We start from the raw sequence: 12,769 nt of genomic DNA, 5'->3' as shown, positions 1-12,769 counted from the left end.
GTTGCACGGACCCGTCTGGCTTGGGTCCGATCCGGGTTGGGAGTTCGTCGCCAAGCGCGTCGAACACGAGACTTCACCAAGGCACTGCGGGAAGCTGGCGACCACAGGTAACGGCGGCGCGGTAAACGGCTCGTGAGCAGGCCATCAGCACCGCGGTGCGCCGTTCAGCTTGAGGCGGCCAGCTGAACGCGCGATGTCGGCGCGTCGCCTTGGCCGCGCGAGGCTCACGGTTTCGCCGGAATCTTCAGCATCTGCCCCGCCACGAGCCGACCGGGGTCGGCAATGAGGTCGCGGTTCTCGTCCAGGATCCGCCGCCAGCCGTCGGCATTGCCGTAGAAGCGACGGGCGATGCCCTGCAGGTCGTCGCCGGCGGCGACCTCGTAGATGCGGGTCCCGTCCACCGCACCGCTGGCGTGCGACGCGGTATCGGTGAAATCCGCCTTGCCCGCCGGCGACATCCCCGCCGCCTGGCGGCGCACTTCTTCGCGCTGGTCAGTGTCGTGGCCCATGGTTCTCTCCGACTCGATGGGAAGCACCATGGGTAACCAGCGCGACATCAACAGCCCGTGAGCGCGTGTGCCGCGACGTTCATGCTTGCGCGATGGCGATCATGGAAGCGGAACACCCGGCTGCCCGTTCCATCGAGACGTCCCTTCCATCGCAGCACGTGAGACACGGGGAGGCCACGGTGCGCAACGTGTACTATCGAGCCACATGGAAAGGGGAGGGATATGGACGATTTCGGCCCTACCGACCTCAAGTCAATCCTGCATTCCAAGCGCGCCAATATCTACTACCTCCAGCACTGCCGCGTGCTGGTCAACGGCGGTCGGGTCGAATACGTCACCGACGCCGGCAGGCAGTCGCTGTACTGGAACATACCCATCGCCAATACCACCACGGTGCTGCTGGGTACCGGCACTTCGATCACTCAGTCAGCGATGCGCGAGCTGGCCAAAGCTGGTGTCCTGGTCGGCTTCTGCGGTGGCGGCGGCACGCCGCTTTTTTCAGCCAATGAAATCGACGTCGAAGTCGCATGGTTGTCGCCACAAAGCGAGTATCGGCCCACGGAATACCTGCAGGCCTGGGTACGCTTCTGGTTCGACGACGACTTCCGGCTCGCAGCTGCCAAGGCCTTTCAGCACGCCCGCGCGAGACGCATTGCAGATGCGTGGCAACATCGCGCGCTGCGCGACGCGGGCTTCGCCGTGAATCCGGGCCGGCTCACCGAGCTGCTGGCCCGCACCCATCGCCTCATCGACCTTGCGCCTGACAACGCCAGCCTGTTGACTGAAGAGGCTAGGCTGACCAAGGCGCTGTTCAAACTGGCAGTGGATGCCGTGGGCTACGGCGAGTTCACCCGCGCCAAACGCGGTAGCGGCAGCGACCCGGCCAATCGCTTTCTGGATCACGGCAACTACCTGGCCTATGGCCTTGGCGCAACTGCCACCTGGGTGCTGGGCCTGCCGCATGGCTTGGCGGTGTTGCATGGCAAGACGCGCCGCGGTGGACTGGTGTTTGATGTTGCCGACCTTGTCAAGGACGCCACCATCCTGCCGCAGGCATTTCTCTCGGCAATGCGAGGCGACGAGGAGCAGGCCTTCCGCCAGAACTGCATCGAGGCACTAACCCGTAGTGAATCGCTGGACTTCATGATCGACACCTTGAAGGCCGTGGCGCTGGAAACCGCTGCATTGGCTGGCACGGCAAAAAGGGAGCAGGAATGAACGTGCTGTTGGTCAGCCAATGCGATAAACGCGCGTTGACCGAGACGCGCCGCATCCTTGACCAGTTTGCCGAACGCCGTGGCGACCGCACCTGGCAGACGCCGATCACCAAAGCCGGGCTGGACACCCTGCGCAAGCTCTTGCGCAAGACTGCACGCAAGAACACCGCCGTCGCTTGTCACTGGATACGCGGGCAGGACCACAGCGAACTTCTGTGGATCGTCGGTGACGGTCGACGTTTCAACACCGAAGGCGCCGTACCCACCAACAGCACGACCAGCGATGTGCTCCGCAAAGGCGATGAGAACGACTGGAACACTGCGCAGGACATCCGCCTGCTGGCACAACTGGCCGCGCTGCTGCACGACCTCGGCAAGGCCAGCCTCGCCTTCCAGCAACGGCTGCAAGACAAGCTCGACGAACGCAACCGCTACCGGCACGAATGGGTTTCGCTGCGCCTGTTCCTGGCCTTCGTCGGCACCGACAACGACGATGCCTGGCTGGCAAGGCTGGCAAGCGAGGATGAAGCCAGCGAAACGAACTGGACGGCTGCGGGCCGTTATCTGCGCGACGGTGTGGACGAGAATATCGAGCGCCATCCTTTTCGCCGCCTCACTGCCCAAGCGCCTCTTGCCGCCGCCATCGGATGGCTTATCGTCACCCACCATCGCCTGCCGCTCATCCCCGAGCCACGGAGAGACGGCAACGGGCAGGACTGGCTGGGGAAACGCGCGAACCGCTTCGAATCCACGTGGCTGGAGGCACCCTTGGCCAGCGTGGCCCACGACTGGAATGAAATCGACCAGCGCTGCTCGCCGATGGAGGCCCTGCCCTACTGGCAGCTGGCCGGAGCGCTTCCGGTAGTCGCATCCGCGTGGCGAACACAGGCCCGTCGTGCCGCCAAGGCACTGCTGGAACTCAAGTCGCGGCGCAACGAGGACTGGTTGAGCAATCCCTACGCGATGCACCTTTCGCGGCTGTGCCTGATGCTGGCCGACCACCATTACTCCAGCCTCGGCGTAGACAAGGAGCGCAAACCAGCGACCGAGCGCGTGCGTTTCCTGCAGCGTGACCAAGCCGTGTTCGCCAATACCCTGCGTCCCGGCGTGATGAACCAGTCACTGCTGGAACACCTCCTCGGCGTGGGCCATACCGCCAGCCTGATCGCCCACGCGCTGCCCAATTTCGAGCGCTACCTGCCGCGACTGGCCAACCATCGTGGCTTGCGCAAACGCAGCAGCGACGCACGCTTCGCCTGGCAGGACAAAGCCTTCGATGCGGCCACCGGCATGCGCGAGGCAGCACGCGAACATGGTGCCTTCATCGTCAACATGGCTTCCACCGGCTGCGGCAAGACGCTGGCCAACGCCCGCATCCTGTATGCCCTGGCCGACCCGCAACTGGGGTTGCGGGTGAGTTACGCGCTGGGTTTGCGCACGCTTACCCTGCAGACCGGGCGCAGCTATCGCCACGATCTGCACTTGAACGACGACGAGCTGGCGGTGCTGGTCGGCGGCTCCGCCAGCCGCGCCCTGTTCGAGCATTACGAAGCGAAAGCCGAGGCCAGCGGCTCGGCGTCTGTGCAGGCGCTGATCGAGGAAGACAGCCACGTGCTCTACGAGGGCAACGTGGCCGATCACCCTCTGCTGTCACGGGCGCTGGCCAACCCCGAAATCCGCAAGCTGATTTCCGCTCCGATGCTGGTGTGCACCGTCGATCACCTCGCACCGGCCACCGAATCGCTGCGCGCCGGCCGCCAGATCGCACCGATGCTGCGGCTGATGAGCAGCGACCTGGTGCTGGACGAACTGGACGACTATGACCTCGACGACCTGCCCGCACTGACCCGGCTGATGCACTGGGCCGGCCTGCTCGGAAGCCGCGTGGTGTTGTCCTCGGCCACATTGCCGCCGGCTCTGGTGGAGGGCATGTTCATGGCTTATCGCGCCGGTCGCCGCCACTACCAGCGCAACCACGGGCGCGATGGCGGTGCCGAGCGACCGGTCGAGGTGCCTTGCCTGTGGACGGACGAATTCGGCGCACAAACCGAGATCCTTGCCGACGCTGACGGCTTCGCTGCGGGCCATGCGCGCTTCGTCAGACGCCGCGTGGCCAAGCTGCAATCCGTCGAACCCTTGCGCCTCGCCGAACTGCTGCCGATCGACATCGCCGCCAAACAGCCCGAGCGCATCCATGCCGAGTTCGCCGGGCACGTACGCGACGCCTGCCTGCGCCTGCACCGCGATCACGCCCACTCCGACCCCGTCACCGGCAAGCGCGTCAGCTTCGGCCTGGTACGCATGGCCAACATCGACCCGATCTTCGACGTGGCCAGCACGCTCTACACGCAGGCCGCGCCGGAAGGTACGCGCATCCACCTGTGCGTGTATCACGCCCGCTTTCCGCTGGCACAGCGCTCGGCCATCGAAGCCATGCTGGATACCGCGTTCAATCGGCGCAGCGAAGACGCGGTATGGCAACTGCCGCAGGTCCGGCACACGTTCGACACGCATGCCGAACATGACCATCTGTTCGTCGTGCTGGCTTCGCCGGTATGCGAGGTGGGCCGCGACTGGGATGCCGACTGGGCGGTGGCCGAGCCGTCCTCGATGCGCTCGCTGATCCAGCTCGCCGGCCGCGTGCAGCGCCACCGCCGCAAGCCGCCGCAAACGCCCAACGTGCTGGTGTTCGACACCAATCTCAAAGGCATCGAACAGCGCGACGGCCGCCAGCCGGTATTCGCCCGCCCCGGCTTCGAGACGGAGCGCGACAACGGCCGCTTCCTGCTGGCTAGCCACAGCCTGCGCATGCTGTTGGCCGAGAACGAATACCGCCATCTCGACGCCCAGCCACGCATCCAGCCGCGCGCAACCGAACTGCAGCCGCGCGATCGCTGGGTGGATCTGGAGCAGGCGCGCATCCGCGCCGCCATGCTGCCGGTGCCGCCTACGCCCACCACTCATTCCACACGCCGCAGCGCCGTTCCAGCCCCGCGACTGGAACGCGACTACGCGCCCGCGGCTTGGGAACACCCACACGCCGCGCTCGCCGGCGTGCTGCCGCAACAGCAACCGTTCCGCCATGACGAGCAACCCGGCACCACGCTGGCATGGCTGCCCGATGAGGATGAAGACGATCTGCTGCCGCATCGCGTGGAAGACGCGCCGGGCAGTCGCCGCGGTGAAAAACTCTACGTCCCCGCCAGGGAGCTGCTTCACGAGGTCACGTTGAGCGTTGCGCCAGGTATCAGCTGCTGGGGCGAGTTCGACCTGCCGTCGCTGGTGGGCGAACAGGCCGAAGCGCAGGACCTGCCGCTCGATCTCGCCGCTCGCAGGTTCACCACCGTGGAAGTGCCTTCTCTCAAAGAGAACCATCAAGGCTGGCGCTGGCACCCATGGCTCGGCTTCACCAGACAACGCTGAGGAAGATCAATGCCAGGGATCAACCAGGGGAATGCCGCAACCTTCGAAATCGCGCAAGTTGCGCGTGGCCAGGGTGGCGCCGTGCGATCGTGCAATGCCGGCAATCATCACATCGGATTGGTCGACCGGACGTCCCTGGGCGCGCCGCTCCGCGGCGATGGCGGCGTGCGTATCGGCGGCCGCCTCATCGTAAGGCAGCACGCGCCCCGCCATGTCGACCGCAAAGATCGCCGCGACCTCCTGCTGCAGGCGCGTCTTGCGCTGACCGTCGGGCAGGATCAATACCCCATACAACATCTCGCCGCGCGTCACCGCTGTCGTGAACAGGTTCGAGCGCGCCTGCCGGTTCAGCCATGCCACCACGCGCTCGTCCGGCTGCGGCCGCATGAACTCCGACAGCACGTTGGTATCCAGCACGATCACTCGCCGAAGTCCGGCGGATCGCCCTGCGGCTCACGCGGCGGCAACTCCAGGTCGACGCCCCCGAACGGTTCCACGCGGGTGCGGATGGCGACATACAGCGACGCACCCGAATCTTCCTCAACACGATTGGCCAAGGCGGCGCGCAGGATGCTGCGCGCCTCCTCCTCCATCGAGCGCCCATGCCGTGCCGCCCGCACGCGCAGGCGCGCCTTCAGGTCGTCGTCCAGGTTTCGAATGGTCATGGTGGCCATGGCTGGGCCTCCATAAGTGATTGCAATGACTGCATTGTAATCACTCACTTCGGGCGATGCCACGCTCGAAAACCGTCGCAAGTACTGAGATCACCCGGGGCTAGAACTTCTTAACGATGGAAAACCGCAAAGGGAGAGGGGAATGAGCGAACTGACTGACCGAGGAAAGGCCTTCCGCGCCACCATCACCGGCTTCATCGAAGCCCGGCGCGAGGCCAAGCTGAAAGGCAAGGAAGACGATGCCGACACGGCATCGAAATACGAGTACACCACTTGGTTGGCCGATGCGGCACGACGGGTGGGCCAGATCCAGGCCGTGACCCATGTGCTCAAGGCCACCCACCCGGACGCGCGCGGCAGCAGCCTGCATGTCGCCCCGTCCGGCCTGCCGCGGCATACCGAAATCGGCAGCCACCTGCTGGGTGAGGGCTACGCAGAGGACGTGGTGGGCAATGCTGCTGCACTGGACGTGTTCAAGCTGCTCAAGCTAGAGGTGGATGGCCGCCGCCTGCTCGACTGGATGCAGGCCGGCGATACCGACCTGCAGGCCGCGCTGTCCAACGACGTCGAACAGGCTCAAGGCTGGATGAAAGCCTTCGCCTCGTTGGTGCGCGAAGAAACGCAGCCGTCCAGCCATCCCATGGCCAAGCAGCTCTATTGGCTGGTCGGCGAGGATCCGCAGGACGACGCCCACTACCACCTGCTGCAGCCGATGTTTTCCAGCTCGCTGGCCCATGCCGTCCACGCCGACATCCAGGATGCGCGCTTTGGTGAAGCCAACAAGGAAATGCGACAAGCCAGACGCGACAACAAGCCGGCCGATGTCATCTACCGCGACTACCGCGACCTCGTCGCCCGCAAGCTGGGTGGCACCAAGCCACAGAACATCTCGCAACTGAACAGCGAGCGCGGCGGCGTGAACTACCTGCTGGCTTCGTTGCCGCCACCGGCTTGGAAACCGGGTGCCGCGATGAACCTGCTCAGGCTCGATTCGGTGTTCGGGGAAAGGCATGGCGAGTTGAACCGGTTCGGCGGGATGCGCGAGTTGCTGCGCACCCTGACCGCCTTCCTCAAGGCCAACCCTGACCCCACCATGGAAACCCGCAACCATCGAGAGACCATCGAACAAGCCATCGGCCAAGAGTTGGCCATGTTCGGCGTGGCGATTCGAGGAAGCTACCCAGCCGGCTGGACGCGGGACGAGGCCTGCCAGTTACCGCTGTGCGAGCAACTCTGGCTCGACCCCGACCGCTTCGAGCTGCCGGAACGCAACGATCCATGGCATCCACACTGGCAAGAGGACGACCTCGCCTTCAAGCAAGCTTATGAGCATGGCGACTGGGCCGACGAAGTAGCGGTTCGCTTCGGCCTCTGGCTCAACGGTCAACTCCGCAAGCGTAGCGACAAACTGACCATGCTCGGCGAGGCGGAAATGCGTCACTTCGCCCGGCAGGCCATCCTCGACGTGGCCTGGCCCATCCCGTTGCAACCCCGCGCCAAGGCAGGTGCCGCATGAATACGCTTCCGCACTTCACCCATCTACTGGTGTTGCCGCATCTCAAGGTGCACAACGCCAACGCTGTCTCCAGCCCGTTGACTCACGGTTTCCCGTCCATCACTGCCTTTCTCGGGCTGATGTGGGCACTGGAACGCAAAACCCGCGCCGCCGGGCTGGATCTGGAGTTCGGTGCCGTGGGCGTGGTCTGCCACGACCGGCAGGAGCAGACCACCGAGGGTGGCTTCGTCAAAAGCTTCCGGCTCACCCGCAACCCGATTCAGCGTGATATCGAGCGGAAACTCATAGACAAGGATGGAAGAGCCGCTATGCCTGCCATCGTCGAGGAAGGTCGCATCCACCTGGACCTCAGTATGGTGCTGGCGGTGAACGCCGGGGCATGGGACAGGGACGCGCAGCAGCACGATCTGGAAACCATCCTCGACCTGTTGCAAGGCATGCGCATCGCCGGTGGCACGCTGTTGCCGGCTACGCAAGCGGCGGCTTCGCGTCATCGCCCATGGCTGGCCAACTTCACCGGCGACAGCGACGACCAAGCCAGGGAGTTCCGCAAGCTGCGCGCTCGCCTGTTGCCAGGCTCGGCATTGGTGGCCCGCGACGACCTGATCGACAGCCGGCTGGACGAGTTGCGCAAGCAGTCGCCACAAGCCACGCGTCTCGATGCGTGGCTATCGCTCTCGCGCATCAATTGGCATTACGACGCCAAGGCCAATGAAGGCAATGGTGGCTGGCAAAACGATCGCAAGAAAGGCTCGGGCTGGGTCGTGCCCATTCCCGTGGGCTACGGCGCTCTCGGAGAACTGCACGATGCGGGCACCGTGGCCCACGCGCGCGACGCCACCACGCCCTTCCGCTTCGTCGAAAGCCTGTATTCCATGGGCGAATGGATAGGCCCGCACCGCCTGCATGCACCGCAAGACCTGCTCTGGTACGCCGACAGCCGTCCCGACGAAGGACTGTACCGCTGCCGCAACAACTACCGCTCCGCCGACACCACTCTCTGACACGACAAGGAATTCCATCATGGCCAATGAACTCAAGACCGCTTCCGTCCTCGCCTTCGAGCGCAAACTCGACCCTTCCGATGCACTGATGTCCAGTGGCAACTGGAGCGCACGCACCGAGTCGCAAAACTGGACGCCCATCACGCTGCGCGCAAAATCCGTGCGCGGCACCATCTCCAACCGCCTGAAAGGTGGCGCAACAGACCCGGCCAAACTGGATGCAGCCATCCAGAACCCCAACCTGCAAACCGTAGACGTGGCCACCCTGCCCGCCGATGCCGACACGCTGAAGGTTCAGTTCACCCTGCGTGTGCTGGCCGGCACCGGGCAGCCCTCCGCCTGCAACGATGCCGCCTATCGGCAGAAACTGTTGGCCACCGTGGCGGGCTACGTCCAACAGAACGGTTTTGCCGAATTGGCCAACCGCTACGCCGCCAACCTCGCCAACGGCCGCTTCCTGTGGCGCAACCGCATCTGCGCGGAGCAGGTAGAAGTGACCGTGGCCCACATCGAGAACGGCCAGGCAAAAACCAGTTGGACCTTCGATGCACTGACCCATTCGTTGCTCGACCTCAAGGCGCCTTCCGCGGAAGCCAAGCCACTGTCCGAGCTGGCAGCACTCATCGCCAACGGCCTCGCCGGCAATAGCCATGTGCTGCTGCAGGTCACTGCCTTCGTGCGCATCGGCGCCGGGCAGGAGGTGTTCCCCTCGCAGGAGCTGATCCTGGACCGCGGCCGCAGCGACAAGAGCAAGACGCTGTACGATGTCGATGGCGTGGCCGCCATCCACTCGCAGAAGATCGGCAATGCGCTGCGCACCATCGACACCTGGTATCCCGAAGCGGCCGCGAACGGCCCCATTGCCATCGAGCCCTACGGCTCAGTCACTACCCAAGGCAAGGCATATCGCCAGCCCAAGGAAAAGACCGACTTCTACAACCTTCTCGACAACTGGATCATCAAGGACAAGGCGCCCGAACCCGACCAGCAGCATTTCGTGATCGCCACCCTGATCCGCGGCGGCGTGTTCGGCGAAGCGAACTGACGCCATGACCACGCACTACATCGACCTCAAGGTCGTTCCCGACCCTGAATCGGGACCGACACAACTCTTGGGCGCGCTCTACGACAACCTGCATCTTGCATTGGTGCAGCAGCGCCGGGACACCATCGGTATCAGCTTCCCCGACTACAGCTTGAGCCCGCGCACGCTGGGCACCACGCTTCGTCTTCATGGTAGTCAAGCCGATCTGCAACAACTGATGGCCACCGACTGGCTAAAAGGTATGCGCGATCACGTCCGCACAAAGGAGATCGCCGCTTCGCCCACCGACGCGCCGCACCGCACCGTGCAACGCAAGCAATTCAAGACCAATGCCGATCGGCTGCGACGACGGCGCATGCGCCGCAAGGACGAAACCATGGAACAGGCCAGGGATGCCATTCCCACCAGCGTGGAACGCCGCCCTGATCTGCCCTACATCCACCTACACAGCCGAAGTACCCGACAACCTTTCTGCCTGTTCATCGCGCTCGGCCCGCTCCAGCCCGAGGCCACCGCCGGTCCCTTCAACAGCCACGGACTTGGCGGCCCAGCCACCGTGCCCTGGTTCTGACCCATTTTTTTGAAACACGCAACAAGTCAGCACATTCAACCACTTGGAAGCCAGCTCTCATCAAAGGGAGCTGGCTTCCTTCTTTGCGCTTTGCCGTGGCGAGTCAGATACTTGGATGAGTTCCGCTCTAGTTCGCTGCCGCGCAGGCAGCTCAGAAAATACAGCATAGGATGACAGTACCAGGCGATTAGTTCGCTGCCGCGCAGGCAGCTCAGAAAATCGGGACGGCGGCGGCAATTTGTCTGCACAAGTTCGCTGCCGCGCAGGCAGCTCAGAAAAGAAACCGCCAGTACACCGCGAAATCGTGGGCGTTCGCTGCCGCGCAGGCAGCTCAGAAAACGTTGATCACGTCCTGCCGGCGCGCGGAGATGTTCGCTGCCGCGCAGGCAGCTCAGAAATCACGCGCTACCCGAAAGAGGTTGCGGACGTGGTTCGCTGCCGCGCAGGCAGCTCAGAAAAACCTTCATCAACGCCGATCCCTGTTAGGGGTGTTCGCTGCCGCGCAGGCAGCTCAGAAATGGCCGGCTCGCTGCGCAAAGGTCTAAACATGGTTCGCTGCCGCGCAGGCAGCTCAGAAATTGGCCGTCATCTTCAGTTCGCGGGTGATTTCGTTCGCTGCCGCGCAGGCAGCTCAGAAAAAGATCGGCGCCCGGGCGATCAATGCGCGGGCGTTCGCTGCCGCGCAGGCAGCTCAGAAATTCCGCCACGTCTCAGCATTGGCGACCGAATCGTTCGCTGCCGCGCAGGCAGCTCAGAAAAGCACAGCGTGACCTCGCTCTCACCTTCGTCAGTTCGCTGCCGCGCAGGCAGCTCAGAAAATTTATTCTTCAGGCCCATCTCAGCTCTCCTCGTTCGCTGCCGCGCAGGCAGCTCAGAAAAGCCGCCGCGAGGAGATGGCGCTCGCGTTCGAGTTCGCTGCCGCGCAGGCAGCTCAGAAAAACGAGACCGCGGCGATGAACAAGGTCATCAAGTTCGCTGCCGCGCAGGCAGCTCAGAAAACGCCGCAGCGCGCGTTGGGGTCGATGTAGCTGTTCGCTGCCGCGCAGGCAGCTCAGAAATTGGATCGACCTCGTACACGCTGACCTGGAAGGTTCGCTGCCGCGCAGGCAGCTCAGAAAAGGCGCGGAATCCGTACAGGTGGAATCCATACGTTCGCTGCCGCGCAGGCAGCTCAGAAAATCTGCGCGCGGGTTTTCAACTTCGCTGTGTAGTTCGCTGCCGCGCAGGCAGCTCAGAAAAGCCCGCCAGCGCCGCGTTGTTGCCATTCTGTGTTCGCTGCCGCGCAGGCAGCTCAGAAATTGCCTGCCGCGCTGAAAGGTTGGCATGGACAGTTCGCTGCCGCGCAGGCAGCTCAGAAAATACGCGAGAAAGGTGGCGAGATGAAATACACGTTCGCTGCCGCGCAGGCAGCTCAGAAATGAATGATCCCGTGCGATATGCCGTAGGAGTCGTTCGCTGCCGCGCAGGCAGCTCAGAAAAATTGCGCACGTAGTAGTCCCATGCACCCTGCGTTCGCTGCCGCGCAGGCAGCTCAGAAATAGGCGAGAACGGCCGAGGAAGCAGCTACCGCGTTCGCTGCCGCGCAGGCAGCTCAGAAAAGGAACGGCAGGCGCCGGCAGATAGCGGCTTCGTTCGCTGCCGCGCAGGCAGCTCAGAAAGCATCGCACCCCCTACCCACGCGCTTCCTCCCGTTCGCTGCCGCGCAGGCAGCTCAGAAAATGGTCACCTGCAGCGCGGTCAGCGGCGGGGTGTTCGCTGCCGCGCAGGCAGCTCAGAAAAACCCGCTGCCACAGCACACGTCGCAGTTCTGGTTCGCTGCCGCGCAGGCAGCTCAGAAAATTGCCAATGCCTGCCGCAGTTGTGACAACGTGTTCGCTGCCGCGCAGGCAGCTCAGAAAATGACCACAAAGGCCACTGAGGACACCTTCAAGTTCGCTGCCGCGCAGGCAGCTCAGAAAGCCAACTATGCGCCGAACACCTCCCCTGTTCTGTTCGCTGCCGCGCAGGCAGCTCAGAAATGTCGCAAGGCAAGCGCCGCCGATGCGACCAAGTTCGCTGCCGCGCAGGCAGCTCAGAAAATGCTGGAAACCCACGAGCCGTGGGTGATCCCGTTCGCTGCCGCGCAGGCAGCTCAGAAAAGAGAAAATCCGGTGACGGCATCGCCGTTGCCGTTCGCTGCCGCGCAGGCAGCTCAGAAATATCCGAGTCGGACGCCAAGCGGGGTGGGCGAGTTCGCTGCCGCGCAGGCAGCTCAGAAAAGCGACAGCGCGACCATCGCGGTCCACGCGAGGTTCGCTGCCGCGCAGGCAGCTCAGAAATGATCGGCCTCTTTCTCGATCTCGCTGGAGTCGTTCGCTGCCGCGCAGGCAGCTCAGAAATAGTCGGCAAGCCGTCCGTGGTCATCGCCGGCGTTCGCTGCCGCGCAGGCAGCTCAGAAAATCACGCGACCTCCTGCACGGCAGCCATGCAGGTTCGCTGCCGCGCAGGCAGCTCAGAAAGCCGACTGCGCGATGTAGGCCCGGCGGTTGTCGTTCGCTGCCGCGCAGGCAGCTCAGAAATGATCGCCGCCGCGCCTAAAGCGCTGGTGCTCGTTCGCTGCCGCGCAGGCAGCTCAGAAAAGGCACCGCCGCGCGCGAAAGGCGGCACGGAAGTTCGCTGCCGCGCAGGCAGCTCAGAAATGCGCGCGCTGCCTGTCCTGCCATGTCGCGTAGTTCGCTGCCGCGCAGGCAGCTCAGAAATGGTCCGTGCCGCCATAGTGGTTACTCGGCGAGTTCGCTGCCGCGCAGGCAGCTCAGAAAAACCGCCTGCGC

Annotated in this window: 9 protein-coding genes and 1 CRISPR repeat array (1 of these 10 only partly in view); of the genes, 6 read left to right on the top strand and 3 right to left on the bottom strand. The window is 64.1% G+C overall.

Going from position 1 to position 12,769, the window contains the following annotated elements; translation table 11 throughout:
- Nucleotides 1-224 precede the first annotated feature (224 nt).
- The gene (locus ACVCMI_RS04665) at nucleotides 225-509 is read right to left on the bottom strand and encodes a LysM peptidoglycan-binding domain-containing protein (RefSeq protein WP_447097259.1); all 285 of its coding nucleotides are present in this window, start codon (nucleotides 507-509) and stop codon (nucleotides 225-227) included.
- A 222-nt stretch (nucleotides 510-731) separates the two neighbouring features.
- Here ACVCMI_RS04665 and cas1f point away from each other — a divergent pair, with 222 nt between their 5' ends.
- Nucleotides 732-1,727, top strand: a complete 996-nt coding sequence (cas1f, locus tag ACVCMI_RS04660; RefSeq protein WP_447097260.1) for a type I-F CRISPR-associated endonuclease Cas1f — start codon at nucleotides 732-734, stop codon at nucleotides 1,725-1,727.
- Nucleotides 1,724-5,149, top strand: a complete 3,426-nt coding sequence (cas3f, locus tag ACVCMI_RS04655; protein WP_447097261.1) for a type I-F CRISPR-associated helicase Cas3f — start codon at nucleotides 1,724-1,726, stop codon at nucleotides 5,147-5,149. Before cas1f ends, cas3f begins: the two co-directional genes overlap by 4 nt.
- A gap of 6 nt (nucleotides 5,150-5,155) precedes the next feature.
- Here cas3f and ACVCMI_RS04650 read toward each other — a convergent pair whose 3' ends face one another.
- On the bottom strand, nucleotides 5,156-5,572 hold the full coding sequence (locus ACVCMI_RS04650) for a PIN domain-containing protein (protein ID WP_447097262.1): 417 nt from the start codon (nucleotides 5,570-5,572) through the stop codon (nucleotides 5,156-5,158).
- Entirely contained in the window at nucleotides 5,569-5,823 is a 255-nt protein-coding gene (locus tag ACVCMI_RS04645; RefSeq protein WP_447097263.1) for a FitA-like ribbon-helix-helix domain-containing protein, read from the bottom strand. Before ACVCMI_RS04645 ends, ACVCMI_RS04650 begins: the two co-directional genes overlap by 4 nt.
- A gap of 142 nt (nucleotides 5,824-5,965) precedes the next feature.
- On the opposite strand from ACVCMI_RS04645, the gene csy1 reads away from it, so the two are divergent.
- Genes csy1 through cas6f form a run of 4 tightly spaced genes read left to right on the top strand, consistent with a single transcriptional unit; the run spans nucleotide 5,966 to nucleotide 9,959 of the window.
- Nucleotides 5,966-7,339, top strand: coding sequence for a type I-F CRISPR-associated protein Csy1 (gene csy1 / locus ACVCMI_RS04640; RefSeq protein ID WP_447097264.1), 1,374 nt, complete (start codon nucleotides 5,966-5,968; stop codon nucleotides 7,337-7,339).
- On the top strand, nucleotides 7,336-8,343 hold the full coding sequence (csy2, locus tag ACVCMI_RS04635) for a type I-F CRISPR-associated protein Csy2 (RefSeq protein ID WP_447097265.1): 1,008 nt from the start codon (nucleotides 7,336-7,338) through the stop codon (nucleotides 8,341-8,343). Before csy1 ends, csy2 begins: the two co-directional genes overlap by 4 nt.
- Nucleotides 8,246-9,388: a type I-F CRISPR-associated protein Csy3 gene (gene csy3 / locus ACVCMI_RS04630; RefSeq protein ID WP_447097266.1), complete on the top strand. Its 1,143-nt coding sequence runs from the start codon at nucleotides 8,246-8,248 to the stop codon at nucleotides 9,386-9,388. The genes csy2 and csy3 overlap by 98 nt, the downstream gene beginning before the upstream one ends.
- A 4-nt stretch (nucleotides 9,389-9,392) precedes the next feature.
- Nucleotides 9,393-9,959, top strand: a complete 567-nt coding sequence (cas6f, locus tag ACVCMI_RS04625; protein ID WP_447097267.1) for a type I-F CRISPR-associated endoribonuclease Cas6/Csy4 — start codon at nucleotides 9,393-9,395, stop codon at nucleotides 9,957-9,959.
- A 130-nt stretch (nucleotides 9,960-10,089) separates the two neighbouring features.
- A CRISPR array of direct repeats spans nucleotides 10,090-12,769; the repeat unit is 28 nt; unit sequence GTTCGCTGCCGCGCAGGCAGCTCAGAAA; it runs 6,051 nt beyond the window's last position.

Source organism: Rhodanobacter sp. UC4448_H15, from assembly GCF_052978265.1.
This window is presented reverse-complemented; position numbering and strand designations above follow the sequence as displayed.